Source organism: Nocardiopsis sp. iso_237 (assembly GCF_056173345.1).
The window spans coordinates 5,002,310-5,028,850 of record NZ_CM149669.1 but is presented as its reverse complement, the minus strand read 5'-3'; the positions used below and the strand labels follow the sequence as shown (position 1 = coordinate 5,028,850).

Sequence of the window (26,541 nt, the reverse complement as noted above, 5' to 3'; positions counted from 1 at the left end):
GCGGCCGCCGAGCCGGGATAATCGGCACATGAACGCGACCACGGGAAACGAACCACACGACAACGCGGCGGACACGGACTGGACGGCCCTGATCCCCGAGGGCGGTGAGCGCGTCCCCGAGCTGCTCGAACAGGTCGCGGCCAGCGACAGCGCCCTGTCCGACCTCCACGACCTCATCCACTTCCCCGCCCCGGGCCACCGGGCGGCCCCCAGGGTCGTTGACCGCCTGGTCGACGTCGCCACCGCGGAGGAGACCCTGCCCACCGACCGGTGGCGCCCCCTGAGCCTCCTCCTCGAACTGGTCAGCGCCCACGCCGAGGACCGCTTCCCCCAGCACCGCGACCTCGACCAGTGGCGCGACGAGGTGGCCTGGGCCGTCTCCAACGACGCCGAGAAGGTCCGCGAGCAGTACCGCGCCTGGATGGAGGAGGCCCCCGACGAGCAGCACTTCCACCGGATGCGCAACCGCCTGGCCGTGATGGAGGCCGACGACGGCGCCGAGCTGCTCCAGGCCGAGCTGGACACCTACGAGGCGGTCCTGGCCCGCGTCCCCGACCTGGTCACCCTCCTCCAGGGCGGCGCCAACCGCGGCGGCCTCGACCGCGCGGGCGAGTGGGTCAGCTACCTGCTCGGCTTCCTGCCCTCCGACTCCGAGCGGATCTCCTCCGAGATCACCGGAGCCTCCCAGATGCTCCTCGCCAAGGACCTGCGCTCCGCACCCAAGGCCCCCACCTCCATGCGCGAGATCATGACCCAGGGGCTGGACAGCGGTGAGCCGCTGCCCGCCGAGCTGTTCGCCCTCGGCCAGGTGGCCGACCCCCGGGACGTCGACACCACCATCGGCCTCACCCACCAGATGGCCGGGGGCAACCTCTACAACTCCTTCGCCGCCTCGGTGGCGCTGGTGCTGATCCACGGCGAGAACACCCCGCGCGAGGGGCTGCGCCGGATCGGTCGCGGCGGCGGCACCACCGTGGGATACGAGGGTCTGTTCAACGAGTCGTGGCCGCACTGCGGGCAGCGTTCCCCGCAGGTCCTGGGGTTCCTGGCCCTGGGCCGCGCCGGTGACCGCGCCCGCCGCCTGCGCCTGGACATCCTGCCCGGGCTGATCAAGGGCGAGGACGACTCCCGCGCCCTGGTCACCGGTGCCGGTCTGGAGATGGTCCTGGGCCCCCGCTCCAAGGGGCACACGGTCGAGGAGCACGCCCAGGCTGACTACGACGAGGAGACGTTGAAGGTCCTGTGGGCCATCGCCGAACTGCCCGCCTCCGCGTGGGAGGACGAGGAGTTCAGGGAGACCCTGCGGGCCTGGGCGCTGCCGGACGACGCCGAGGAGTACTGCGCCCTGGTCGGTGTGGAGCCCGAGCCGGAGGCGGAGGAGCCGCAGGAGGCCGCGCCGCAGCAGCCCCAGGAGGCGCCCGCCGGTCTGTTCGGCCGCCTCTTCGGCGGAGGCCGCTGACCCCACCCCCGAACCCGCTCCCCGGCGCCGAGGCCCCGGAGCGGGTTCGCGGTCAGGGGGTGCGTGCGGCGGCGAGGGCGTCGTCCACGCCGGTCTCGTAGTCGCCCAGGAAGTGGGGGTCGGGCCGGAGCACCACGGTGCCCAGGGCCGCCACCGCCGCCGGGACCTCACGGGCCCACCCGTAGACCGTGGCGACGGCGCGCTGCTCCATGCTGGCCCCGCCCACCCCGACCGTGTCGATCCCCGCCGCACGGCACAGGCGCACCGCGCGCGGCAGGTGGAACTCCTGGGTGACGACCGTGGCCTCCTCCACGCCGAACACCTCGCTGGCCCTGGCACACGAGTCCCAGGTGGAGAACCCGGCGTGGTCGCCCACCACCCTGTCCTCGGGGACGCCGGCCTCCACCACGTAGTCGCGCATCGTGTCGGTCTCGTTGTAGTGCTCGGCCCCGTTGTCGCCGGTGACCAGGACCGCCTCGACGCTCCCGGCCTCGTAGAGCTCCACCGCCAGGTCCAGCCGCTGGGCCAGCAGATAGCTGGGCAGGCCGTCGGAGCGGACCCCGGCGCCCAGGACGATGGCCACGGGCCGGTCCGGAACGGAGTCCACGGAGTGCCGCAGGCCTCCGGTGGAGGCCAGCACCCACACGAACGGCGCGAACCCCAGGAGCACCGCGGCCGCGGCCAGCAGGGCCAGACGGCGCCGCGACCACCCCCGGCGGGAGGGTGCCGTGTCGGGGCGGTCGGTGGTCTCGGACCCGGGAACGGATTCCCCGTCGGGGCTCGGTGTCGCTGAGGTCGTCACATCAGGGGAGACGCACGGGGAACGGCCGGAGTTCCGGGCGGGGCGGGCGTCCGCCCCCGGAAACCCACCTGTGTGGCAGGGGTGCCCGGGGCTAGAGTCGGCGCATGTCTGCACAGCCCCACGAATCCGCACGGTCCCCCCACGACGACCTCCCCCCGAGGCTGAGGGCCATCGCCGACCTCATGCCCGGATCCCTGCGCGAGGGCGCGGGAATGCACGAGTACGACGGCAGGGCCGCCGACCTCTCCCCGGAGGGGGTGCGCGCCGCCCTGGCCGATCTGGGCGGTGAGCCCCTGGACGACCCCCACGACGAGGACCACCTGACCGCCTTCGAGAACGGGCTCCGCCACGAACTGGGCGAACTCCAGACGCACCGGACCAACCCGCTCCACCACGTGGGCGAGATGGACCTGTCCAGCTACGAACGCGCCTACGCCCCCGAGGCCGAACGCGCCGCCGCGCGGATCGAACACCTGCGGCTCTGGCCCACCCTCGCGGACAACGCGGTCGCCGCGCTGGACCGGCTGAGCGCGCCGGTCGCCCAGTCCCTCCTGGGCGCGGTCCGAGGTCTCGCGGAGGGGCTCCCCGAGGGGCTTCCCGACGACGTGCGCCGCGACGCCCTGGCCGCGCACGCGCGCCTGCTCGCCCACGTCGAGCACGCCGCCGGACACGGCCCGGAGAGCGCCGCACTGGGCGCCGAGGCGCTCAGCCGTCTGATGGGCACCGGAGAGGCCATGGAGGTCGACCTCGACGCCCTCGCGGCCCGCGCCGACGCCGAACGCGACCGCCTGCGCGCCGGACTCGCGGCGGCCACGGCGCGGCTGGCCCCCGGGCGGGATCCGATGGAGTTCAGCCGGGAGCTCACCCGCCAGCACCCCGACTCCGAGAGTGTGCTGGACGCCGCCCGCACGTGGACCCGGATCGCCCTCGACTTCACCGAGGAGCGCCAGCTGGCCCCCTTCAACGACGGCGAGTGCCGGATCGACGTGCCGCCGCCCGCGCTGCGCTGGGCCACCGCGATGATGGCGTGGTCCGGCCCCTGGGAGGCGGACAACCCGTCCTTCTACTACATCACCCCGCCCGACCCCGAACTGTCTGAGCGGGAGGCCGCCGAGTGGCTGGAGCAGTTCAGCCACACCACCCTCCCGGCGGTGAGCGTCCACGAGGTGGCGCCCGGCCACTTCTCGCACGGGCGGGCCCTGCGCCAGGCGCCCAGCCAGGTGCGCCGGGCCCTGCACTCCATGACCTTCGCCGAGGGGTGGGCCCACTACGCGGAGGAGATGTGCCTGGAGGAGGGGTTCGGCGCCTACGCCGCCGAGCGGCTGGGCGACCCCGACTGGACCGCCGACCACTACGAGATCGGCGTGTGGCTGGAGGCGCTGATCCGCGTGACCCGGCTGTCGGTGGCCATCGGCGTGCACACCGGCACGATGACGGTGGAGCAGGCGGCGGCGCGCTTCTCCGAGGACACCCCGTTGCAGGGTCCGGCGGCGCTCTCCGAGGCCCGGCGCGCCACCTTCGACCCGACGTACGGTCGCTACACCTGGGGGAAGCTGGAGATCCTGGCGCTCCGTGAGCGCGCCAGGGAACAGTGGGGGAGCGCGTTCTCGCTGCCGCGCTTCCACCGCGCGCTCCTCCAGCTGGGCTCGCCGCCCCTGGGCCTGATCGGCGCGGCCCTGGACGACTGACCGGTGGGGCCCGGGGACACCGGCGCGGTGTCCCCGGGCCCCTCGTCCCTAGGCCCCGGGGGTCTCCTGACCCGGCAGGCCCAGGTCGGCCAGGGCGGTCCGCACCCGGCCACGGGCCTTCTCCAGGGACCTCGCCGCCGTGACCGCGTCCACCTCGGCCAGCAGCGACACCAGGGCCACACGGGTGTCGCCCTCGGCCTCGGAGAGGGCCTCCGCGCAGACCTCCTCGGTCAGACCGGTGGCCTCCACCAGGATGGTCACCACGCGCCCGCGCAGCTTCCCGTTGGTGGCGTCCACGCCCACCATCAGGTTCGAGTAGGTCCGCCCGATCCGCACCATCACGGCGGTCGAGAAGGCGTTCAGCAGCAGCTTCTGCGCCGTGCCCGCCTTCATCCGGGTGGAACCGGCGATGACCTCGGCTCCCGTGGACACACCCACGTGCACGTCGGCGGCCGAGGCCAGCGGGGCGTCCGGGTTCGCGGTGATCAGCACCGTGGCGGCCGACCTCTCACGGGCCGCCTCCAGGGCACCGCCCACGTACGGGGTCCGGCCGCTGGCGGCCAGGCCGACCACCAGGGCGCCCGGCCCCACGGCGGCGGCGTCGATCCGGCCGGACTCCCAGTCGTCCTCGATCCCCTCGACCGCGCGGACCAGGGCCTCGCCTCCGCCCGCGTGGTGGGCCACCACCCACTCCGGGGGGACCCCGTAGGTCGGCGGCAGCTCGGCCGCGTCCAGCGCCGCGATCCGCCCGGAGGTGCCCGCGCCGAAGTAGTGGATGCCCGCGCCGCGCTCCAGCGCCGCCACACCCAGCTCCACGGCCCGGGCCAGCTCCGGCAGTACCGCGGCGACCGCCGCCGCGACGGTGGTGTCCTCGGCGTTGATCTGCCGCAGCACGTCCAGCGCGGGGAGGAGGTCGATGTCGTAGGTGCCCGAGTTGCGGGCCTCCGTGGGCGCCCGCACGATCACGGCCCCACCGTCGGCCGCTCGCCCGTCTGATCCGTTTCCGGGGTCCTGCTCCGTGCCACCGTGCACTGCGCTCTCCTGTTCGGTCCGCACCCTCGTCCTTCCGCTCGGCCGCGCCCGGCGGGCGGGCGGGTCAGTCGTCGCTTCCGGCGGGGGTGTTCCTCGCGGCGGACGCCTCGTTCCGCCGACGTCTGCGGTCGTCGCTCAGACGGAGACCACGGACCGCCTCGTAGGTGGTCTCCAGAGCGGTCCTGCTGTCCGTGTAGCGGATCTGCGCCAACCCGACGAACAGGCAGTCCACCACGGTCAGCTGGGCCAGCCGGGACGCCGTGGCGCCCGATCGGAACATGGTCTCCCGCGCCGCCGTGGTCAGCACGTGGTCGGCGAACCCGATCGGTGACCGGGGGAAGTTGGTGATCGCCACCGTGCGCGCCCCGCGTCGGCCCGCCTCGGTCAGCGCCTGCACGGTGTCGATGGTGGTTCCGCTGTGCGAGATGCCGATGGCGACGTCGCTCCCCTCAAGGAGGGCGGCGCTGGTCAGCATCACGTGCGCGTCCGACCACGCGAACGAGGTCAGCCCGATCCGGTGCAGCTTCTGCTGGAGGTCGGCGCCGACGAAGGCGCTCGCACCCACCCCGTAGATGTCGACGCGTCGCGCGTTCGACATGGCGTCGATGACCGCGCGCAGCACCTCCACGTCCATGGCGGCGCCGGTCTCCTCGACGGCCCGCGCGTCGGTGTAGGCGATCTTCTGCACGACGGTGACGAGGGTGTCGTCGGGGTTGATGTCACTGGCCAGCTCGGCCGCGTCGCCGCGCGCGCCCCGGGCCTGACCGGCCTCGGTGGCCAGCGCCAGGCGCAGCTCGCGGTAGCCGCTGAAGTCGATGGTGCGGCAGAACCGGATGACCGTGGCCTCGGAGGTCGCGCAGTCCTTGGCCAGCTGGGTGATCGAGGAGGCGGCGGCGCGTTCGGGGTCGTCGACGACCCGCTGGGCCACACGCTGTTCCGCCGGGGCCAGCGAGGGGAGTAACGACCTGATCCGCAGGACCGTCGTGGGGACCGGCGGTGGAGGGACGTCGCCACGGCCGCCAGACGGCTTCGGGATTTGCGCCATGGAGGAAAGTTTCTTTCGGTCGTGGTGCAGAGTCAACGCACTGGCGGGAAAAACCGGGAGATTCAAGGATTTCAAGGGACGGCCCGTGCGGCAAGTGCCCCCGTTCTGATTGCGATATCCCAGCTCAGACGGCACCCTTGGAGGCGAGGCGGCACGTTCCCACCCAACACACCCGTGTCCGCCTCACAGGGGGGATGGAGCCGTGCCGCTGTACGACCCGCCAGAGGTTCGGGGCGCGGCGACCGTCGACGCTGCCGTGACGGCCTCCCAGGGACTCCACGTCGGCCTCCTCGGCCGTTTCGTGGTCCAGGTCGACGGCGTTCCGCTGAGCCTGCGCGGCGACCGCCGCCGCGCGCTCCTGGCCACCCTGATGCTCAACACGGGCCGGACCGTCTCCACCGACGAACTCATCGAGCGCGTCTGGGACACCCCGGGACAGGCGGCCAGGGGAGCGCTCCAGGTCCACGTGGCCCGGGCGCGCGCCCTCCTCGAACGGCACCTCGGGAGTCCGCTGATCCAGGGCGCGGACGGAGGCTACCGGATCGACCTCGACGAGCACCGTTCCGACCTCCTGCTCTTCCGCTCGCTGGCCGAACGGGCCGAGCGCGCCGCCGCCAAGGGGGAGACCGACGAGCACGCCGACCTGCTGCACCGGGCCCTCAACCTGTGGCGCGGCCCCGTCCTGGGCGACGTCACCGCGCCCCTGCTGCACGCCCGGGACGTGGCGCGGCTGAACGAGGAGCTGCTCCGCGTGGCCGAGCGGGGGTTCGACGCGGCCCTGGCCCGGGGGGAGCACCAGCGCGTCGCCGCCCGTATCGGCCCCCTCGTCGTCGACCACCCCGAACACGAACCCCTCATCCGGGCCCAGATGATCGCCCTCTACCGTTCCGGCCGCCAGAGCGAGGCGCTACGCGTCTACGCCAGGACCCGGACCGTGCTCGCCGAGCGCCTGGGGGCCGACCCCGGCCGCGAGCTCCAGGAGACCTTCCACGGCATCCTGCGCGGCGACCTCGACTCCCGCCTCGGTGCCGGTCCCGCCAAGGCGGCTCCCGCCACGGGCGCCCTCGTGCCGCGTCCGCGCACCCACAACGAGACCCGGCCCTGCGCCGCCCGCCGCGCCACGACCCGGCCGGGCAGGGGCCTGGTGCCCGCCGAGCTCCCGTCCGCGCCGCGCACGCTGGTCGGTCGGGCCGAGGCGATGGCCGAGCTCGACCGCCTCGTCGACCCCTGCTCGCCGGTGCCGGGCAGCGTCCTGGTCCGGGGCCCGGCCGGGGCGGGGAGCAGCGCCCTGGCGGTGCGCTGGGCGCACTCGGTGGCCACGCACTTCCCGGACGGACAGCTGTACGTGAACCTGCGCGGCCCCGACGGCAGCCCGCGCCAGCCGGGGGAGGTACTGCGCCGCCTGGTCCGCTCGCTCTCCGCGGGGGTCGTGGACGCCCGGAACCCGGACGGTCCGCCGACCGAGCCCGACGAGGTGGCCGCCCGGGCCCGTTCCCTGATGGCGGGGCGCCGGGTGCTGATCGTGCTGGACAACGCCGCCACGGCGCACCAGGTACGGCCCCTGCTGCCCGGCGGTCAGGGGAGCTGTGCCGTGGTGACCAGCCGCAACTGGCTGACCGACCTGTTGGTCAGGGACGGGTTGCGTGCCGTGCCGGTGGGCGCCCTGCCCGAGGAGCACGCGGTCACCCTGCTGCGGTCACTGCTGGGCCCGGACCGCTGTCCGCCCGAGTCGCTGCGGCGCGTGGCCGAGCTGGCGGGCTGCCTGCCGCTGTCCCTGCGGATGGCGGTGGCCTGGCTGGACGCCCACCCGGAGCGGTCCGCGTCGGAGCTGGTGGGACTGGTGGAGCGGGAGGACCCGGCGCACGGGGTCTCGCCCACGGCCCGGATGGCCGCGGTCCTGCGCGCCGGGCCCCTGGGGGCGGGCACGGTCGCAGGGAAGTACCGACCGGGTCCGGAACCCCGGGCCTGAGTCTCCGCGATCCGTCTTACGGTCGGCTTTCATCCAGGCGAAGTCCTCGTGTGCGGATGCGGGGGACCGGTGGGTGCCGGAGCCACGGGGGTGACCTGGTTGTTTCGGAAAGTCCGGGTTTTGGTCATCCCAACAGAGGGTTGTGGGATCGACCGGATCTTCCCCAAGGGGTGCTCAGCGGTCAGATGAGTCGCTAGTGTCAAGGCCATGACGCAGAACAACGATCCCAGCATGGACCCGGCGGGAACCACCCAGCACTTCCGCCGTTTCGTCGACGAGAACCCCGAGCCCGAGGAGGCTCCGCGCCGCCCGATCCTGCCGCTGGTGCTCGCCGGCGTCGGTGTCGCCCTGACCGTCGGCATCATCGTCGCCCTGTTCGTGGCCTTCTTCTAAACGGAGCGCTACGAGCCGTGCCCGGTGGGTTCGCCCCTTCCGGGCCAGGGCCGCGATGTGACGGGGCCGACGCGTGGTCGGATCCGAAACCGGTTCGCGGCCACCCCGTGGTCCTGCTAGAGTTAACTCGTTGCCGCAGAGAGCCGGAAGGCGCGAAGCGGAGACCGGCGTCATTAGCTCAGTTGGTTAGAGCAGCTGACTCTTAATCAGCGGGTCCGGGGTTCGAGTCCCTGATGACGCACAGCGAAGGGTCCTGGCGGGTGGAGTTCGTCTCCATCGGCCGGGGCCCTTTTCCGTGTGCCCCGGGGACCCTGTGGGGCTCCGCGTGGGCCTCCTCCGTGTTCTGGGGCACATCGCCCGTTTCCGGCCCCGGGCGCTCCAAAGTTCGGGTAGAGTTAACTCGTTGCCGCAGAGAGCCGGAAGGCGCGAAGCGGAGACCGGCGTCATTAGCTCAGTTGGTTAGAGCAGCTGACTCTTAATCAGCGGGTCCGGGGTTCGAGTCCCTGATGACGCACAGCGAAGGGTCCTGGCGGGTGGAGTTCGTCTCCATCGGCCGGGGCCCTTTTCCGTGTGCCCGACGGCCCGCCTCCGTCCCGGTCGGGCCGAAACCTGCGTAACGAACTCCCGAATCGGTTGAAACCTTCTCGCCGTCGGACGCGTCTGGATAGATACGCCGATACCCCTCCCGAGTCGGTGAGCAACCAGATACCCCGTGGAGTCGTCATGTTGTCCGAAGCGCACCGTCCCCTGCTTGGCCGAATGGCCCTCGTGGCCGTGGCCACCGGTGCCGCCCTGTCCCTGTCCGGGTGTGGCCTGCCGCTGCTGCCGCCCGCCCTCACCGGGGGCGGCGACGAGCCCAGCGAGGAGTACGACCCCGAGGCGGCCGAGGAGACCGAGTACGACGAGGAGAGCGAGCCCGCGGAGGACGTCGACGCGCCCGTCGGTGCCGAGGACCAGGACATCAACGCGCTCGCCGTGGGCGACTGCCTGAACGAGATGTCGACCGAGGTCGACGACTCCGTCAGCTCGGCGCCGATCATCGACTGCTCCGAGCCCCACGACCTGGAGGTCTACCACGGTGGCTTCCTGGACAGCGGCCTCGACTACCCGGGCCGCGAGGAGCTCATCGAGATGGTCGACGAGCAGTGCCTCGGCACCTTCCAGACCTTCGTCGGCACCTCCTACGAGGAGTCGGCCCTGGTCTTCCAGACCCTCTTCCCGATGGAGGAGGGCTGGGAGATGGGTGACCGCGAGTACCTCTGCCTGATCAGCCAGATGGACGGTTCCCAGACCACCGGCACCCTCGCCCAGTCCAACCTGTAGGCGCCACCCGGACGCGCGGCCGTGACCGCGGAACGTGAACGAGGGCCCGCGCCGCGCGAAGGCGCGGGCCCTCGTCCGTTCGCTGGCGCCGGAGGCCACTCCGGGTGCGTGTTCCGCCGCGTCCTCCCCGAATGTCGTCACCCCGCGAGATGATCGGTGCGGCCTCGGTTCCTTTCCGCCAGGGGAAGGCCGGGGAATCGCCGCCACCCGGCGGTTCCTTTCGTTTCCCGGATCCTTCCGCCGCCGCTTCCCACCCGGTGGGAAAAGTGCCCCTGGTGAGTGCTGGATGCCATGACTTTCCAGGTCAGGCGTGCTGGATCGCCCTCGTTCGGTCACCTGGAGTATTCATGCGTCACATATTCGTGTTCGCCGGAAAACCAGATTGACATCGCGCTCCACCTGGTGAATTCTTTCATTCTCGCCACCACCGTTCCGGCGAGATTCCCCGCAAGCAAGAAATCCCGGAGTTCCCTCATGTCTTCCCTCTCCCCCGCCGTCCGCGGTGCCGCCCTCACACTGCTCTCCGCCGGTGCCGTCGTCAGCCTGTCCGCCTGTGGCGTGCTCAACTCCGTCCTCGGAGGGGGCAACGTGATGGAGATCGGGGTCGGTGACTGCTTCACCGAGAGCGAGATGCAGACCGCCCTGGGCGGCGGGGAGGTCGAGGACATCCCCCTCGTCGACTGCTCCGAGTCGCACGACTCCGAGGTCTTCCACGTCGAGGACCTGCCGGAGGGCGACTTCCCGGGCACGGAGTCCGTGAACGCGTCCCTGGACGAGATCTGCGCCGGCAGCGCCTTCACCGAGTTCGTCGGTGTGGATTACGCGGAGTCGGAGCTCTACGCCAGCGGTCTCAGCCCGACCTCCGAGACCTGGGAGATGCTCGACGACCGCGAGATCGTCTGCTACGTCGCCTCCGACGCACCCATCACCGAGAGCCTCGAGGGCGCCAACCGCTGACCCGTCACCGGTCCCTCCGTACGGGAAGGCCCGCGCCGTGCGAACGGCGCGGGCCTTCGTCATGCCGGTGCGACCCTCCCTACCTCAGGGCGGTCGGCGTCAGCCAGGCGTCCGGCTGTTCGACGTCCGTCAGGATGACGTCCGGGGCGGCGTCGAGGGCCGACACCTCCGCGGCGTCCGGTCGGGGGATGCCCCCGCACTCGGTGTCCTCCGGAACCACGCCGTCGACCAGGTAGGCGTCCACGACCCCGTTCACGCAGGGGTAGCCCAGCTCACCGGTGTACGGGTCGGGCATGAGGTAGAACCCGTGGCCGCCCTCGTCCGTGACGGTGAGCAGGGGGCTCTCCAGTCGCTCGGCCATGGCCGGGCCGCCCGCGTAATGGGTGTTGGCGTCGTGGTCGGCGGCGATCACCAGCGCCTCGGGGTGTCCGTCCCGGACCAGCTCGACCGGCTTCTCGGTCGGCGCGTTCCGGGTGAAGGTGCACGCCTGCGGGGCGGTCCACAGGGCGCCCGTGCTGTACGGGTGCGCGTCCCGGTACTCCCGCGACTGCTGGTGGTACAGGCCGAGCCGGTCGGGCCACTCCGACTCGCAGACCACCGCGGAGAACAGGTCCATGTTCGTGTCGAAGACGGGGTTGATCTCCGGCTGTTCCACCTCCTCACCCGGGACCGGTTCGCCGTTGACCAGCAACTGGAGGAACCAGGCGTTGGCGTCCCAGTGGCCCTGGGCGCGCGAGGCGCCGAAGACCAGGCTGTCGAAGGCGGCTCCGTCGAGCAGTTCGAGGTTGGGGACGTCGTCCCGGGGCTCCTCGTCGAGCCGCGCCGAGGTCTCGTCGAAGAGGGCGACGATCTCCTCGGGGTCGGTACCGAACCCGTACACGTCGTCGTGCTCCGCGAGCCAGGCGGTGTAGCGCTCCAGGTTGGCCGTTCCGGCCGGGGCCTGCCCCAGGAACACGTCCCGCCAGATCTCGGCGGGGTGAACGGACGAGTCCAGGACGCTGCGGTCGAGCCGCTCCGGGAAGAGTGAGCCGTACACCGGGCCCAGGTAGGTGCCGTAGGAGTAGCCGAGGTAGTTGACGGTGTCCTCGCCCGACGCCGCGCGCAGCACGTCCATGTCGCGGGCGGTGTTGGCGGAGGTCATGTGCGGGAACCGGTCGCCCTCGGCGGCGTCGCAGGCCCGGGAGTACCGGATCTTCTCACGCGTGTCCGCCGCGATCTGCGCGTCGCTGGCGCGGAAGCGGATCATCGGGAACTCGACGCCGCAGTCGAGAGGCGAGGAGGCCCCGGTGCCGCGCGGGTCCATGCCGATGAGGTCGTACGCGGCGTGCGCGGACGATCCGGCCAGCGCGGCCGGCATGATGCGGGCCGCTCCGCCGGGACCGCCGGGGTTGATCATGAGGACGCCGCGGCGCTCCTCGGGGTCGGTGGCGGCGGCCCGGCTCGCGGCGACGGTCAGCCGGGTGCCGTCGGGATCGGCGTAGTCGAGCGGGACCTCGAACTCGGTGCACTCCAGGCCGGTGAGTTCGACCTCGGGGCACTCGGCCCAGACGATCTCCTGGTCGTGGAAGGCGGCCAGGGCGGAGTCCTCCACCGGATAGCCGGGGGAGAGGGGAGCCGTGACGGGGTCGGCCGCGGCCGGGGGCGTCGCCGCCAGGGAGAGGGCCAGTCCGGTGGCGGTGGCCACCGCGACGGCGCGGATGGTGTTGCGTGCTCGGGGCACGGGGGGTTCCCTCCGATGTCCTGCCGCCGGGCGGGGGAGCGGGTCCGTTCCGGCAGGCGCGAGTGATGACTCCGTGACAGTACGAAGCGCCCATAGAGCAGCAAAACCATCAAAAGTAGCGTCTTCCCGCTTCTTCGGATGAGTGGCCGGATACGGCCACAAGTTAGTTGGCCATTTGTGGGTCTATGTCATCTTTTGTTCTTTTTGTGATGCCGATCATGTCGCACAAAAGACGCCGTTTGGTCACGAGGGTGGCGTGAGCCACATCGGTGGCGTTACCGTGACGTTCTATTAGGAAAGTTTCCTAATTAATACGTGCCTGCCCCCACCCCCTCCCCCCACCGCCGTGCCCCCTGCTCGAAGGAGCCTCGTGGCCACCGAAATCGCGGCCTCCCCACCACCTCCGGACACGGGTGAACCCGGGCCCGCCGCCCCCCGGACGACCCAACGCCTCCTGAACCGGATCTGGCGCAACTACGTCTTCGTGAAGCTACGCAAGGCCTTCGTCGTGGTCTTCGTGGTCGCCAACGTGACGTTCTTCCTCGGCCGCGCCATGCCGGGCGACCCCATCGACGTCATGGCGGGCCGCCTCACCCAGGGCGGCATGTCGATGAACGAGGCCCGGGCCATCGCGATCCACTCGCTGGCCTACGACCCGGACGCGCCCCTCTTCCGGCAGTGGTGGGAGTTCATCGTCGGGCTGTTCACGCTCGACCTCGGCGGCACCATCAACCGCCCCGGATACAGCGTCACCGAGGCCATCGGCGCCTACCTCCCCTGGACCCTCTTCAGCATCGGCGTCGGCACCCTCGTGGCGATCGCCCTCGGCCTCGCCCTGGGCATGATCATGGCCTACCGCCGCAACCAGGTCCTGGACCACGTGCTCAGCGTCCTGGCCTCGGTCCTCGGTGCGATCCCGAACTACCTCATCGCGATGGTGCTGGTCGTCGGCGGTGGCATGTACCTGGGCTGGTTCAACCCCATCGAACTGCGCGGCACGCTCAGCCCCGGCGTCCAACCCGAGTTCACGCTCAGGTTCGTCGGTGACGCGTTCTTCCACGCCGCCCTGCCGATCGGCACCTACGTACTGGCCATCATCGGCACCTGGATGCTCGTCATGAAGGCCTCCACCACCGAGGTGCTCGGCGAGGACTACGTGACCGTGGCCCGGGCCCGGGGGCTGCGCGACGGCCGCATCGCCACCGCCTACGTCGGCCGCAACGCCGTCCTGCCGCTGGTCGCCCAGATCGCGATCTCCTTCGGCACCCTCGTCGGCGGCGCGATCTTCGTCGAACAGGTCCTCGTCTACAAGGGCGTGGGCGGTCTGCTCCTCGACGCGGTCAACTACCGCGACTATCCGCTCCTCCAGGGGCTGCTCATCATCATCACCTCGTGCGTGGTGATCGCCAACCTCGTCGCGGACCTGCTGTACAGCAGGCTCGACCCGCGCATCCGGAAGTAGGGGGACGCACGCATGGCCGTCACCACCGCACCAGCGTCCGCGGGCGTCTGGGGCACCATCTGGCAGGGCATCACCCGGAGCACGAGCGGCTTCATCGGACTCTGCCTGGTCCTCAGCGTCCTGCTGTTCTCCTTCGTGGGACCGCTGCTGATCGACCACCACAACCCCACGGACGTCAGCAAGATCTGGGGTCCGATGAGCTCCGAGCACTGGCTCGGCACCAACCACGAGGGCAAGGACACCCTCACCCAGCTGATCCTCGGCGGGCGCGAACCCATCCTGGTCGGCCTCATGGCCGCCGTCATCACCGTCGTCATCGCCGTCGCCCTCGGCGCGGTCGCCGGATACGTCCGGGGCCGGATCGACCACTTCCTGCTCCAGCTGACCGACATCACGATGACCATCCCCTTCATCGTCCTGATGCTGGTCATCGCCTCCTTCTACCGGACCTCCTCCCCGCTGGTCGTCTCCTTCATCATCGGGCTGGTCACCTGGCCCTACCTGATGAGGTCGATCCGCGCGCAGGTGCTGACCCTCAAGGAGCGCGAGTTCATCGAGGCCGCCCGCCTCCAGGACCTCGGCACGGCCCGCATCCTCTGCGTCGAGGTGCTGCCCAACATGGCGGGCTACATCTTCATCAACTTCATCATCGCCATCACCAACGCGATCTACGCGGTCGTCGGCATGTACCTGCTCGGCCTGCTCCCCAGCACCGCCGAGAACTGGGGGCTGATGATCCAGCAGGCCTGGGACAACAACGCCTTCCTCCTCCCGCAGGCGGCGCCCTTCCTCGTCGCCCCGATGGTGATGATCATGCTCTTCCAGATCGGTCTGGTCACCATGACCCGGTCCCTGGAACAGGCCCTCAACCCACGACTCCGGGACAGGTGAGCCCCGTGAACGACCTCCCCGCCACCCCGGACGACTCCGGTCCCCTGCTGTCGGTCCGCGGCGTCGACGTCGGCTACCGCACCGGGCGCAGGACCCAGGTCACCGCCGTCCACGACGTCTCCTTCGACCTCCACCCCGGCCAGTCCATGGCCCTGGTCGGTGAGTCCGGCTGCGGCAAGACCACCCTCGGCCTCGGCCTGCTGCGGCTGCTCCCGCGCACCGGCGTCGTCCCCAAGGGCGAGATCCTCTTCCGCCGCAAGGACGGCACCCGCGTGGACGTGCGCACCCTGGAGAAGGAGAAGCTGCGCCGCTTCCGCTGGAACGAGGCGGCCATGGTCTTCCAGGGCGCCATGAACGCGTTCAACCCGGTGCTGCGGATCGAGGAGCACTTCCTCGACACCTTCCGCGCCCACGAACGCGCCGGGCGGCGCCGCCCCCGCAAGGAGATCATCGAACGCTCCGCAGAACTGCTGGAGATGGTGCGGCTCGATCCGGCCCGCGTCCTCGACAGCTACCCGCACGAGCTCTCCGGCGGCATGCGCCAGCGCAGCCTCATCGCCCTGGCCCTCGCGCTCAGGCCCCAGCTGATCATCCTCGACGAGCCCACCACGGCGCTGGACATCCTCACCCAGCGGTCCATCGTGGAACGCCTCGCGGAACTGCGCGAGGAACTGCGGTTCTCGATGGTCTTCATCACCCACGACCTCGGGCTGGCCGCCGAACTCGCGGACCGGGTGGGCACCATGTACGCCGGACGGCTCATCGAGACCGGGACCACCCGGGACATCTTCTACCGCTCCCGGCACCCCTACACCTCGGCGCTGATCAACTCCGTGCCGCCGGTGGTGGGCGACCTCCACATTCCCGAGTCCCTGCCCGGCGGACCGCCCAGCCTCAACGCACTGCCCCCGGGCTGCGCGTTCGCGCCCCGCTGCGCCCACGCCCTGGACGCCTGCACCACCACGCGTCCCACGCTCGACGTTCTCAAGCACCGTGACGCGGGCCTGAGCCACACGGCGGCCTGCCTCCGCTCCACCGACGCCGAACTCCACGCCGAGGGGGTCTCCCGTGATTGACCGGACCGTCAACCCCGCCCACGCGGAACCGCGTCCCGACGACACCGCGCCGCGTGCCGCCAGCACGGTCGGCCACGCCGGAGCGCCCTCCGACCCGGCTCCCGGCAGCGTGCTCGACGCCGCCGACGCGACCGAGGCGGACGAGCGCCGTGCCCAGCCCCCCGTGCTGACCCTCAGGGGGGCCCAGCAGATCTTCCGGACCTCCCGGGGCGACGTCCCCGCCGTCGCCGGGGTCGACCTCGACGTCCGGCCCGGCCAGGTGCTCTGCCTGGTGGGGGAGTCCGGCTGCGGCAAGACCACCACGGCCCGCATGGCCGCCGCCCTGTCCAGTCCCACGGCCGGTGAGGTCCTCTTCCGGGGCAGGGACGTCGCCACGATGGACCGCAAGGAGCGGGCGGCCTTCCGGCGTTCCGTCCAGTACATCCACCAGGACCCCTACGCCTCCCTGAACCCCGTGCGCACCGTCTTCTCCACGGTCTCCGCCGGGCTGCGCCGCCACCGGCTGGTGAAGGACCGCCACGAGGCCCGCCGGGTCGCCACCGAGCTGCTGGAGCGGGTCGAGCTCACCCCGGCCGAGGACTACCTGGACAAGTACCCCCACCAGATGTCCGGCGGCCAGCGCCAGCGCGTCGCCGTGGCCCGGGCCCTGGCGATGGACCCCGAGGTGATCATCGCGGACGAGTCCACGTCGATGCTGGACGTGTCGATCCGCGTCAGCCTCCTCAACACCCTCGGGAGGCTCCGCGACGAACTCGGCGTGAGCTTCCTGTTCATCACCCACGACCTCGCCGTGGCCAAGTACTTCGCCTGGCGGGGCGAGATCGCGGTCATGTACCTGGGCAAGGTCGTGGAGCACGGACCCACCCCCCAGGTGGTCAACGATCCCCAGCACCCCTACACGAAGGCGCTCATCTCCGCGGTCTGCGAACCGGACCCGGACCTGGCGCGGAGCAAGGAGCGGGTCCGGCTGCGCAGCTCGGACATCCCCGACCTCACCGACCTGCCTCCCGGGTGCGACTTCCACCCGCGCTGCCCGCTCTACGCCGAGGGCAGCTGCGACACCGAACGGCCGCCGCTGGTCCGCAGCCACGACCGGTTGCTGGCCTGCCACGTCGTGACCCGGGGGTGAGGTGAGCTGCTGCTCCTCATTGGACGCTTCGGCCTGTTCGTCGGAGCGTTCCTCACCCTCGCCTGCACGCTCATGGTCGTGATCACATCCCCCGGCACAGCCGAGTTCGTCATCAGCGTCGTCACCGTCGGTGTCGGCCTGGCCGTTCTCTCCCTCGGTCTGCTCGCCGTCCTCCTGGAAAGGAAGCGTCAAGAATGACCTCCACCCCCTCGCGCAACGCGATCCTGAACGATCTGAGCAGAAGGCGGCTCCTCAAGGCCGTCGGCTTCAGCACGGTCGGGGTGGCCGGCGCGGGTCTTCTGTCCGCCTGCTCCGCAGACGGCGGCGGGAACTCCGACGCCACCCAGTTCACCGGGGTCTTCGACTACGACCTCGACTCCATGACGCGCAACGTCCACCGTGAGGACGGCGCTCTGCTGCTCAACTCGGTCTACAAGGACCTGTTCCTGTGTCCGGGGGGCGTCTACAACTGGGCCGAGCACGAATGGGACTACCTCCTGCTGGAGGGCCACGAGTGGGATGGCGACGACCTCGTCATGACCCTGCGCTCCGGGCTGAAGTGGAGCGACGGCACCGACCTGAACGCGGACGACATGATCCGCAGCTACGCCATGCGCGTCCTGGAGGCCCCGCCGTGGGGCTTCGGCTTCCCCCAGGTGCAGAACCTGGAGAAGCTGGACGACCTCAGTGTGCGGCTCGGGTTCGAGAACCCCTTCCCCAACATCGAGCGCAGCATCGTCAAGCACCGGATCGTCTCCAAGGTCACCTACGAGGAGTTCGGTGAGCGCGCGGTCGAGATGGTCAACGACGGCGTCCGGCAGGGCGACGACGAGCACGCCGAGTGGAACTCCGGGTTCATCGAGTTCAACCCCGACGTGATCGTGTGCAGCGGCCCGTACATGTTCGACGAGGCGCAGATGTCGGACGCGCGCATCACGCTGGTGCGCAACGAGAACGGCTACCAGGGCACCGAGGTGAGGTTCGACGAGGTCGTCGTCCACAAGGGCGACAACCGGCAGTCGGCGCTGCTGGTGCAGCAGGGCGAGGTGGACTACTCCAGTCTGGCCCCCTCCGCCGCCGACCAGCAGGCCTTCCAGAGCGTCGAGGGCTTCCGCTGGGTCGAGCACGCGGGCTACGACGGCTGCGGCATCATGTTCAACCACAAGGCCAAGCCCGAGGTCCAGGACGTGCGCGTGCGCAAGGCGCTGGCCTACGTCCTCGACGGCGACCAGATCGGCCAGGTGGCTCGGGGCGAGGGCTACAGCCGCGTCAACCACTACGCGGGTCTGGCCGACATCCAGGCCGAGGAGATCCTCACCGCGGAGGAACTGGCGGACTTCGAGACCTTCGACCAGGACCTGGACAAGGCCACGGAGCTGCTGGAGGACGCGGGCTGGACCAAGGAGGGCGGCAGGTGGTTGCTCCCTGACGGCGAGGAGGCCAGCTTCGAGGTCATCGGCGTCGCTGGCTGGGGCGACTTCGAGCTGACCGCCTCCCAGGTCGAGGAGGCCTGGAACGCGTTCGGCATCAAGACCGAGGCGCGCAACGTCCCCGAGGACAACCCGTGGGGCATCTGGGGAGCCGGTGACTTCGAGGTGGCCGTGCGCCACTGGGGCAACCCGGAGCAGCCCGACTACTGGGGCGCCTTCCAGATGAACTTCCTGACCGAGAACGCCAGGACCGAGGACTCCCCGGGCCAGGGGTTCGAACTCCAGGTCGAGAGCCCCTCGCAGGGCGACGTGGACATCGAGGAGCTGGTGGACACCGCCCAGCGGGCCGAGACCGAGGAGGAGCAGAAGGAGGCCCTGAAGACGCTCGCGATCGTCTTCAACGAGCTCCTGCCGCGCATCCCGATCTGGACCTACAAGTACCTCGCCCCGGCGGTCGAGGGCGTCCGCGTGAAGGAGTTCCCGACGGACACCCCCACCTCCCAGAACGAGCAGTACCAGGACAACCACGTCATCCTGGCGCTGATCAAGGGCGAGCTGGAGCCGGTCGAGGGTTGAGCGACGGATCCCCGGCGGTGAACCGGGGGTGACCGGGCCGGTCCCGGGCGGGGGCGGGTGCCTTCGGGCCCCGCCCCCGCTGGTGTGCCCGACCCCGCAGGGGGGTTACGGGCATGCGGGAGTTTGTCCCTCCGGGGGGCCGTTTGTGCGCGTTCCAAGCGAAGACAGGTAGTCTCCCGTGCATTCGCACGCGCATCTGCGCGGTGCCTCTCCGTTCCCGTCCCCTGTCCCGGCACCCGCCGACCCCCGTTCGCCCCGCCCCCGCCCCGCCTCCCGGCGCCCTGGAAAGGACTGGCACACCGTGACCAAGGACCCGAAGGACCTGTACGACCTCGGTGAGGTACCGCCCCTGGGCCACGTGCCCGAGCGGATGCACGCCTTCACCATCCGGCGGGAGCGCTACGGCGAGCCCCGCGACGCCTTCGCCCACGAGATCGTGCCGGTCCCGGAGCTTCGGCCGGGTCACGTGCTCGTCTACACGATGGCCGCGGGCATCAACTACAACAACATCTGGGCGGCCAAGGGCCACCCCGCCGACGTCATCGCCGCCCGGGAGAAGGCCGGGGCGACGGAGGACTACCACATCGGGGGCTCCGACGGCTCCGGAGTGGTCTGGGCCGTGGGGGAGGGGGTGAGCGGGGTCAAGGTCGGTGACCACGTCATCATCGCCTCCGGCCAGTGGGACGAGGGTTCCGACGACATCCGCATGGGAGGGGACCCCGTCGCCTCCCGGAGCATGCGCGTGTGGGGCTACGAGCACAACTACGGCTCCTTCGGGCAGTTCACCCTCGTGCAGGACGTCCAGTGCCACCGCAAGCCGGAGAACCTGCCCTGGGACGTCGCGGGCGGCTTCCTCGTCAGCGCGGCCACCTCCTACCGGCAGCTCTTCGGCTGGGAGCCCAACGTCGTGCGACCGGGTGACCCGGTGCTGATCTGGGGCGGCGCGGGCGGTCTGGGAACCTCCGCGATCCAGCTCGCCCGCCAGGTGGGCGGAAAACCGATCGCCGTGGTCTCCACCCCGGAGAAGGCCGAGGTGTGCCGCAGGCTGGGGGCGGTCGGCACGATCCTGCGCACCGAGTTCGACCACTGGGGCCGGGTCCCCGACGAGAGCGACACCCAGGCCTTCGCGGCGTGGATGCGCGGGGCGAGGGCGTTCGGCAAGAAGTTCTGGGAGGAGCTGGGGGAGCGGCGGTCGCCCCGGATCGTCTTCGAGCACACGGGGGCGGACACCCTGCCCACCTCGCTCTACCTGTGCGACAACTCCGGGATGGTGGTGATCTGCGGGGCCACCTCGGGTTTCCAGGCCGACGTGGACCTGCGCTTCCTGTGGATGCGGCTCAAGCGCCTCCAGGGCTCGCACTTCGCCTCGCCCGCGCAGTGCCGCATGGTGATCGACCTGGTGGCCGGCGGACAGCTCGACCCCTGTGTGACCAAAACCGTACCGTTCGACGAGATCGGTACCGCGCACCAGCTCCTACGGGACAACAAGCAACCCCCGGGGAACATGGCGGCCCTGGTCAACGCCGCTCCGGGGCAGGTCGGGATCGAACTCTGACGGTCCCTTCCGGGGGTGGTCGCGGGGTCGTCCTCCAAGGAGGTGACACCCGGCAAGAATCAGACATTTCATGACAAAAGCACTACTTTCGGTCTGGTTCGAGCGGCGTATTTTCGGGTGTTCTCGCACGTCACCCGGGTCCTGTCCGGTGCCCCTTCGGCGGATCTTCGATTCTTCTGTCAAGCTGGGCGTCCTTTGTTAGTCTGACGAACCGAACGACGGTTCCCGGTGGAAGTACGGGAATTGTGTGGAGCGTGGACACTTGTCCACCGGATCGGGCGCTCTCCGCCGACCCCGGCCGCGCACCACGATCCCCTCTCCCGCCAGAACCGTCGAGGCGTCCCCCCGGCGTTCGGGGCGTCTGGTCGTCTCACGGGCCGAAAGGTCCCGAGAAACGATTTCCTCCCTGGTCAGGGCGGTGGTGCGGGGCCACCGCCATCCGCCCACCTGATGCGAGGAGACGAGATTGTGGCACAGGCGTCACCGCAGGAACGCGATGACCACTCCCTGGCCAAGATGATGTCGACGGAGGATGGGCGTGGAGCCAGGCGCGAAGGAAGGTTCCGCCGAGCCATCTCCCGGATGGTCAAGTCCCAGGAACCCCCGTCACCGGAGACCGAGCAAGGAAATCCCGTGCATCAGCCCGTGCATCCGCACTCGCAGAACCCCGACCGAACGTCGGACGGCGAGGAGACAGCCGCGACGGAGCCCCCCACCGGACCCTTCTCCGCGTCCGCCGAGAACGGTTACCGTCCCACCTCCCGGGTGAGCGTCCCCAACCCCTACACGACCCGGAACCTGGAGATCGACGACGTCGACACCGGCGCCAACCAGGTCGGCCAGTGGCGCGGCGTCGGGCTCAACGAGCCGGAACCGCGCAGCCCACACATCCCCGCCACCACGGACACCATGACCGACAGCCCCAAACCTTCAGAGCACACAGAGCGGCCCGAGGCCCCTGTGTCACCCACGGCACCGGCCACGCCGGAAGCCACGGCCGCGCCCCGGCACACGCCGGGCCCGCGCGCCGCCCACGAGACCGCGAGGACGGAACCGCCCAGGGGCGAGTCCGGCGTGCCCGAGGCCGCCGACGCCCAGCGCTTCCCGGCGCCGGCCGAGTCGCGGTGGCCCGCCAACGAACCCGCCGAGCCCCGCGCCCAGTGGACGTCCCCTCTGGGCGACCCCGCGCCCGCGCCGTACGAGCAGCGACGCCCCGCCCCCGCCCGCCCCCAGGGGTCGGAGCCGGGACGGGAGTACCGCCCGACCGGGCAGGACCCCCACGCTCCGTACGGCTACCAGGGCCCCCCGGAGCACAACGGCCACCCGGGCCACCCGGGGGCGCGGAACCACCAGCCCTCCCAGGGCTACCCGGAGCCCTACGGCTACCAGGAGCCCCGCTACCGCCACGACCACGGCGGCTACCAGGAGCGCCCCGGACACCCGGACCAGGGCCCCCAGGGCCCCGGCTACCCGGGGTACGGCTACGGCCGCCCCGAGGCCGTGCCGCCCGGCTACCAGCAGCCGCACGAGGCCCAGGGCCACCCGGCCCCCTACGCCGGGTACGCGGCGCAGCCGCCCGCGCCGCACTACGCGGCCTACCCGCCGCCGCTGCCGTACCAGAGCGCCTACCCGCTGCCCTACCAGCCTCCCGGCTACGTCCTTCCGGGCCAGCCGGTGGTCTACCCGGGCCAGTTCGCGCCCTACGGGCAGATGAACCCCTACGGTCAGCCGGTCCAGCACGTCATCGTGCTCGCCGCCGGTCAGCAGCCGCAGGTGATCACCGCGGAGTCGGCCGCCACGCTCTTCTCCGAGCGCACGGAGCCGTCCGTCTCCCCGGAGATCGGCCAGGACCGGGCGCTCACCCGCTCCGAGACCGGGACGGACGCGAACACCGCCACCGAACCGGCCAAGGAGACGGCCGAGCCCGAGGCCCCCGCGCGGGGCCGGGACGGTGGGGCCGCCACCGAGGCACCCGTCACGGAGGCCGTCCAGCACGCGCCCGCCGAGTCGGCCGGGGCCACCGCCGCCCCCACCGAGGACGGGCTCCAGGGAGACCTCCTCAACGAGGCGCTGGCCGGTCTGGCCATGCGCGACCTCTCCCTGGTCGACGCGCTCCTCGAGATGGTCGAGGCCCTGGAGACCGGGGCCCAGGACCCGGACCTGCTCGACAAGCTCTTCCAGATCGACAACTTCGCGACCCGTATGCGACGCAACGGCGAGAACTTCCTGGTGCTGACCGGGCACGACGGCGGCGAGTCCGACGCCCACGACGAGATCGTCCCGCTGCTCGACGTCGCCCGCGCCGCGACCTCGGAGATCAAGGACTACCCCAGGGTCAGCCTGGGCAAGATCCCCCAGGCCTCCATCACCGGTCTGGCCGCGGACGACATCAGCCACCTCCTGGCCGAGCTGCTGGACAACGCCACCGCGAACTCGCCCGAGCACTCCCAGGTCGTGATCAGCGCCCGTGAGCTGGACGACGGCCGCCTCATGATCGTCGTCGAGGACGAGGGCGTGGGTATCCCCGAGGCCCAGCTGGTGGAGCTCAACAGCCGTCTGGACGGCGAGCCCGTCCTGGACGACGAGGTGCCCAAGCACATGGGCCTCTACGTAGCGAGCCGGATCGCCCAGAAGCACAACCTGGAGACCAGGCTGGAGTCGCGCTCCTTCCGAGGGGTCAGCGCCTACACCATCGTCCCCAAGGAACTCCTTCGCGTGGCCACGCCCCGGATCCCCGGGCAGACCAGCACCACCACGATTCCCAGCACGAGTGCTCCCGTGACCTCGACCGGACCGATCCCGCAGCAGCCCTCCGACGGCCGTGCGGTCAACGGCTCCAGCGGGCCCAAGACCCCGCCGCAGCCCTCTCCCGGAGGGAGCTCCGCGGTCACCTCGGCGGGCCTGCCCCGGCGCAGCGCCACCCCGCACGGCTCGCCGCTGCGGATGATGCCGCACCCCGACGCGCTGTCCGAGAACCCGCCGCCCCCGCCGAAGGGCCGGGACGACACCCCGCCCCGCCTCACCGGTGAGGCCCGTGCGGAGCAGATCCGCGACGAGATCGGTGACTTCCTCGACGGGGAACGCGCCGCCCTCGACGGCGAGGAGCTTGAGGACGACAAGGAATGACCTTCCAAGCGGGGGCCCGAGAGTCCCGTCCGGGCCCCCACACCCCAGACCCCCAGCGAACACGACCTTCGGCCGAGGCAGGTAGAGCACAACCATGACTGAATCCACGAACGACAGCGTTGAGAACTTCTCGTGGCTCATCGACCGGTTCGTCCGGGACGTGCGCGGTGTCGAGCACGCCGTCGTGGTCTCCTCGGACGGCCTGGTGCTGACCCACTCCAGTGACTTCCCCGAGGTGCACGCCGAGCAGCTGGCGGCCATCGCGAGCGGGCTGCACAGCCTGGCGGTCGGCGGTGCCAGCCTGTTCCAGCGGGGGGAGTGCGAGCAGCTCCTGGTGCGCTTCAACCACGGCCACCTGTTCATCATGGCCATCAGTGACGGTTCCTGCATGGCGGTGCTCACCGCACCCGGTACGGAGCTGAAGATCGTCGGTTTCCAGATGGCCAAGCTCGTGGACAACGTCGCCCACGTGCTCACTCCGCAGTTGCGCTCGCAGCTGCGCGAGGTCATCCAGAACTGACGACGGTGACCCGTAACGGTTCGGCAGGAATGAGGTTGCCGCGGCTATGAGCTTCCGCAGGCGAAGGAGTAACCGTGTTCGCCCGTTCACCTTCACAGGTGGGCGGACGCGGTCACGGCATCCGCTGATGGTGCAGACCCTGGTCTCGACGTCCGAGCCCGGGCAGGAACCTCCTGGCACCCTCATGCCGGAGTCGATCAGTATCTACAAACTGTGCCGGGAGACGCGGTCTCTCGCTGAGGTGTCGGCCGAGTTGAACATCCCCCTGGGTGTGACTCAGGTTCTGGTCAGTGACCTGGCCGAGCAGGACCTGGTGTACATCCACCCGACCATCACCGGCAGCAGTCCGTCCGAAAACCAGGTTCTGGAGAGGGCTCTTCGTGGTCTCGAACGACTTTTCCAGTGACAACAGGTCGAATCGCAAGAAGATGTCGAGCAAGATCGTCATCGCCGGTGGCTTCGGTGCCGGCAAGACGACCTTGGTGCGCTCGGTGTCGGAGATTCCGCCGGTCACGACTGAAGCGATCATGACCGAGGCCAGTGTCGGACACGACGACACCTCGGTCACACCCGACAAGACGACGACCACCGTCGCGATGGACTTCGGCCGCATCACCATCGACGACGAACTGGTCATGTACATGTTCGGCACGCCGGGTCAGGCCCGGTTCTGGTTCATGTGGGACGATCTGGTCCGCGGCGCCGTGGGCGCCGTCGTCGTGGTCGACTGCCGAAGGCTCGCGGACTCCTTCGACGCGGTCGACTACTTCGAGACCAACAAGCGGATTCCCTACATCGTGGCGCTGAACAAGTTCGAGGGGCGCCTGGACTACACCGCCGAGCAGGTCCGTGAGGCTCTGGAGGTCAGTCCGGAGGTGCCCATCATCGACTTCGACGCTCGACACAGGACGTCCGGCGGCGACGTGCTCAAGACCCTGTTGCGGTACGCGCTGGAGCACAACCGAGCGAGCGAGCCCGTCGCCTGACGGGCGGGGGCGTTCGGACTCCCTCTGGCCGATCCTCCCCCGCGGCCCCGTAGATTCCCAGGAAAGTTAGCGACACAATGCGCAAGATCCTTATCGTCGGCGCTGGCCACGCCGGCCTGCACCTGGCCCACGGTCTCCTGACCCATGGCTACGACGTCACGGTGATCACGGGGCAGTCCTCGATGGAGATCAGGACCGGGAAGCCCTCCATCTCCCAGTTCACCCTGCCCACGGCCCTGGAGTACGAGCGCAAGTTCGACCTGGACTTCTGGAGCGCGCTCTCCCCGCAGATCCGCGAGCAGAAGCTCATCATGTACGTGGGCGGTCAGAAGGTCACGTCACTCACCGGAAGCTCCCACCCCGGCAACGGGTACACGGTCTCCGTCGACCGGCGGGTGAAGATGGCCGACTGGCTGGAGTCCTTCGAGGACCGGGGCGGCAAGGTGGTCATCCACGGTGTCACCGTCACCGACCTCGACTACTTCTCGCGGATGTTCGACCTGATCATCGTCGCGGTCGGGCACGGGGAGCTGGGTCAGCTCTTCGACCACGACAGCAGTCGGTTCAGCGGGGCGCGGCCGCGCTCGCTGGCGCAGGCCTACATCTACGACGTGTGGCCGGACCCGGAGGAGTCGGAGAACGTCGGCTGGGCGGCCATCACCGAAGAGGCCGGGAACATCATCTTCATCCCCATCCTGAGCCAGGACGGGCCGTGCTACAGCATGTTCATGGTGGACAAGAAGGGCAGCCCCATGGACGCCTGGCCGGACCGGCCGGGGCCGCAGGAGCAGCTGCGCCGGATGAAGGACCTCAGCCGGAAGTACGCCCCGGACGTCTTCGAGCGGGTGCGGGACGCCGAGCTGATCGACGGCCGCAGCACACTGGTGGAGGACCTGACCCCTCAGGTGCGCAACCCGGTGGGCACCCTTCCCTCGGGAGGGAAGGTCCTGGGCATGGCCGACGTGGTCGTGACCATGGACCCCTTCGTCGGTCAGAGCTGGAACAACTCCACCCGCTGCGCCGAGGCGTACCTGGAGAGCATCATCGAACACGGTGACAAGGAGTTCGACGAGAACTTCCTGGTCAGGGCGTTCGACCGCTTCTGGGCCTTCGGCCAGGACAACCAGATGTGGGCCGAGTTCGCGGGGAGTATGTGGGAGCACGACCTGCCCGAACACGTCACCAACGTCATGACGGCGGCCTCCCAGCACCGGGAGATCGCCGACCGCTGGATCCAGGGGTGGGACCTTCCGTCCGACTACAAGAACTGGCTGTTCGACAAGGACGTGGCCCAGGCCTACATCGAGGAGGTCAAGGCGCGGAACGGCGGCTGATCCGCCCGTCTCCCCGGCCCCGACACCTCTGAGGCCCGGCGTCCCACTGGGACGCCGGGTCCTTTGTA

The 26,541-nt window shown here is 70.5% G+C and carries 22 protein-coding genes and 2 tRNA genes; 20 read left to right on the top strand and 4 right to left on the bottom strand.

Features of this window, described 5'->3' with window-relative positions:
• Positions 1 to 28: 28 nt before the first annotated feature.
• Positions 29 to 1,459 (top strand): hypothetical protein, encoded by a 1,431-nt coding sequence (locus AC0VYM_RS22660; protein WP_475455344.1) that lies wholly within the window; start codon positions 29 to 31, stop codon positions 1,457 to 1,459.
• A gap of 52 nt (positions 1,460 to 1,511) precedes the next feature.
• Here AC0VYM_RS22660 and AC0VYM_RS22655 read toward each other — a convergent pair whose 3' ends face one another.
• Positions 1,512 to 2,261, bottom strand: a complete 750-nt coding sequence (locus tag AC0VYM_RS22655) for a SanA/YdcF family protein (protein ID WP_475455342.1) — start codon at positions 2,259 to 2,261, stop codon at positions 1,512 to 1,514.
• Between the two features lie 104 nt (positions 2,262 to 2,365).
• Here AC0VYM_RS22655 and AC0VYM_RS22650 point away from each other — a divergent pair, with 104 nt between their 5' ends.
• A complete protein-coding gene (locus AC0VYM_RS22650; protein WP_475455340.1) occupies positions 2,366 to 3,949 on the top strand; it encodes a DUF885 family protein in 1,584 nt (527 codons plus the stop codon).
• Positions 3,950 to 3,997: 48 nt separating this feature from the next.
• Here AC0VYM_RS22650 and AC0VYM_RS22645 read toward each other — a convergent pair whose 3' ends face one another.
• Both AC0VYM_RS22645 and AC0VYM_RS22640 read right to left on the bottom strand, forming a co-directional pair.
• Entirely contained in the window at positions 3,998 to 5,005 is a 1,008-nt protein-coding gene (locus AC0VYM_RS22645; protein ID WP_475455338.1) for an N-acetylmuramic acid 6-phosphate etherase, read from the bottom strand.
• A gap of 40 nt (positions 5,006 to 5,045) precedes the next feature.
• Positions 5,046 to 6,026 (bottom strand): MurR/RpiR family transcriptional regulator, encoded by a 981-nt coding sequence (locus AC0VYM_RS22640; RefSeq protein WP_475455336.1) that lies wholly within the window; start codon positions 6,024 to 6,026, stop codon positions 5,046 to 5,048.
• A 202-nt stretch (positions 6,027 to 6,228) separates the two neighbouring features.
• On the opposite strand from AC0VYM_RS22640, the gene AC0VYM_RS22635 reads away from it, so the two are divergent.
• From AC0VYM_RS22635 to AC0VYM_RS22610, 6 genes are all read left to right on the top strand, one after another.
• Positions 6,229 to 7,995, top strand: coding sequence for an AfsR/SARP family transcriptional regulator (locus AC0VYM_RS22635; RefSeq protein ID WP_475455334.1), 1,767 nt, complete (start codon positions 6,229 to 6,231; stop codon positions 7,993 to 7,995).
• A 207-nt stretch (positions 7,996 to 8,202) separates the two neighbouring features.
• Positions 8,203 to 8,388 carry a hypothetical protein gene (locus tag AC0VYM_RS22630; RefSeq protein WP_378737445.1) on the top strand — a complete coding sequence of 62 codons (186 nt, stop codon included), beginning with the start codon at positions 8,203 to 8,205 and terminating at the stop codon, positions 8,386 to 8,388.
• 167 nt (positions 8,389 to 8,555) lie between these two features.
• A tRNA-Lys gene (locus AC0VYM_RS22625) sits at positions 8,556 to 8,629 on the top strand.
• A gap of 199 nt (positions 8,630 to 8,828) precedes the next feature.
• Positions 8,829 to 8,902 (top strand) — tRNA-Lys (locus AC0VYM_RS22620).
• Between the two features lie 209 nt (positions 8,903 to 9,111).
• Positions 9,112 to 9,711 (top strand): septum formation family protein, encoded by a 600-nt coding sequence (locus AC0VYM_RS22615; RefSeq protein WP_475455332.1) that lies wholly within the window; start codon positions 9,112 to 9,114, stop codon positions 9,709 to 9,711.
• A 474-nt stretch (positions 9,712 to 10,185) separates the two neighbouring features.
• On the top strand, positions 10,186 to 10,668 hold the full coding sequence (locus AC0VYM_RS22610) for a septum formation family protein (RefSeq protein ID WP_475455330.1): 483 nt from the start codon (positions 10,186 to 10,188) through the stop codon (positions 10,666 to 10,668).
• A 79-nt stretch (positions 10,669 to 10,747) separates the two neighbouring features.
• Here the strand turns inward: AC0VYM_RS22610 and AC0VYM_RS22605 are convergent, their stop codons facing one another.
• Positions 10,748 to 12,388, bottom strand: coding sequence for an alpha/beta fold hydrolase (locus AC0VYM_RS22605; RefSeq protein ID WP_475455328.1), 1,641 nt, complete (start codon positions 12,386 to 12,388; stop codon positions 10,748 to 10,750).
• Between the two features lie 370 nt (positions 12,389 to 12,758).
• On the opposite strand from AC0VYM_RS22605, the gene AC0VYM_RS22600 reads away from it, so the two are divergent.
• From AC0VYM_RS22600 to AC0VYM_RS22545, 12 genes are all read left to right on the top strand, one after another.
• A complete protein-coding gene (locus AC0VYM_RS22600; RefSeq protein ID WP_475455327.1) occupies positions 12,759 to 13,850 on the top strand; it encodes an ABC transporter permease in 1,092 nt (363 codons plus the stop codon).
• Positions 13,851 to 13,862: 12 nt separating this feature from the next.
• A complete protein-coding gene (locus AC0VYM_RS22595; RefSeq protein ID WP_475455325.1) occupies positions 13,863 to 14,741 on the top strand; it encodes an ABC transporter permease in 879 nt (292 codons plus the stop codon).
• A 5-nt stretch (positions 14,742 to 14,746) separates the two neighbouring features.
• Positions 14,747 to 15,817, top strand: a complete 1,071-nt coding sequence (locus AC0VYM_RS22590) for an ABC transporter ATP-binding protein (protein WP_475455324.1) — start codon at positions 14,747 to 14,749, stop codon at positions 15,815 to 15,817.
• Entirely contained in the window at positions 15,810 to 16,946 is a 1,137-nt protein-coding gene (locus AC0VYM_RS22585; protein WP_475455322.1) for an ABC transporter ATP-binding protein, read from the top strand. The genes AC0VYM_RS22590 and AC0VYM_RS22585 overlap by 8 nt, the downstream gene beginning before the upstream one ends.
• Positions 16,947 to 16,952: 6 nt before the next feature.
• Positions 16,953 to 17,144, top strand: coding sequence for a hypothetical protein (locus tag AC0VYM_RS22580; protein WP_378737636.1), 192 nt, complete (start codon positions 16,953 to 16,955; stop codon positions 17,142 to 17,144).
• Entirely contained in the window at positions 17,141 to 18,952 is a 1,812-nt protein-coding gene (locus tag AC0VYM_RS22575; RefSeq protein WP_475455320.1) for an ABC transporter substrate-binding protein, read from the top strand. Before AC0VYM_RS22580 ends, AC0VYM_RS22575 begins: the two co-directional genes overlap by 4 nt.
• Before the next feature lie 301 nt (positions 18,953 to 19,253).
• A complete protein-coding gene (gene ccrA / locus AC0VYM_RS22570; RefSeq protein WP_475455318.1) occupies positions 19,254 to 20,507 on the top strand; it encodes a crotonyl-CoA carboxylase/reductase in 1,254 nt (417 codons plus the stop codon).
• A gap of 633 nt (positions 20,508 to 21,140) precedes the next feature.
• Positions 21,141 to 23,633 (top strand): sensor histidine kinase, encoded by a 2,493-nt coding sequence (locus AC0VYM_RS22565; RefSeq protein WP_475455316.1) that lies wholly within the window; start codon positions 21,141 to 21,143, stop codon positions 23,631 to 23,633.
• A gap of 94 nt (positions 23,634 to 23,727) precedes the next feature.
• Positions 23,728 to 24,153, top strand: coding sequence for a roadblock/LC7 domain-containing protein (locus tag AC0VYM_RS22560; RefSeq protein ID WP_017543700.1), 426 nt, complete (start codon positions 23,728 to 23,730; stop codon positions 24,151 to 24,153).
• 46 nt (positions 24,154 to 24,199) lie between these two features.
• Positions 24,200 to 24,559: a DUF742 domain-containing protein gene (locus AC0VYM_RS22555; protein ID WP_013151545.1), complete on the top strand. Its 360-nt coding sequence runs from the start codon at positions 24,200 to 24,202 to the stop codon at positions 24,557 to 24,559.
• 22 nt (positions 24,560 to 24,581) lie between these two features.
• On the top strand, positions 24,582 to 25,139 hold the full coding sequence (locus AC0VYM_RS22550; protein WP_049576901.1) for a GTP-binding protein: 558 nt from the start codon (positions 24,582 to 24,584) through the stop codon (positions 25,137 to 25,139).
• Between the two features lie 77 nt (positions 25,140 to 25,216).
• Positions 25,217 to 26,473 carry a styrene monooxygenase/indole monooxygenase family protein gene (locus tag AC0VYM_RS22545; protein WP_475455314.1) on the top strand — a complete coding sequence of 419 codons (1,257 nt, stop codon included), beginning with the start codon at positions 25,217 to 25,219 and terminating at the stop codon, positions 26,471 to 26,473.
• Positions 26,474 to 26,541 lie beyond the last annotated feature (68 nt).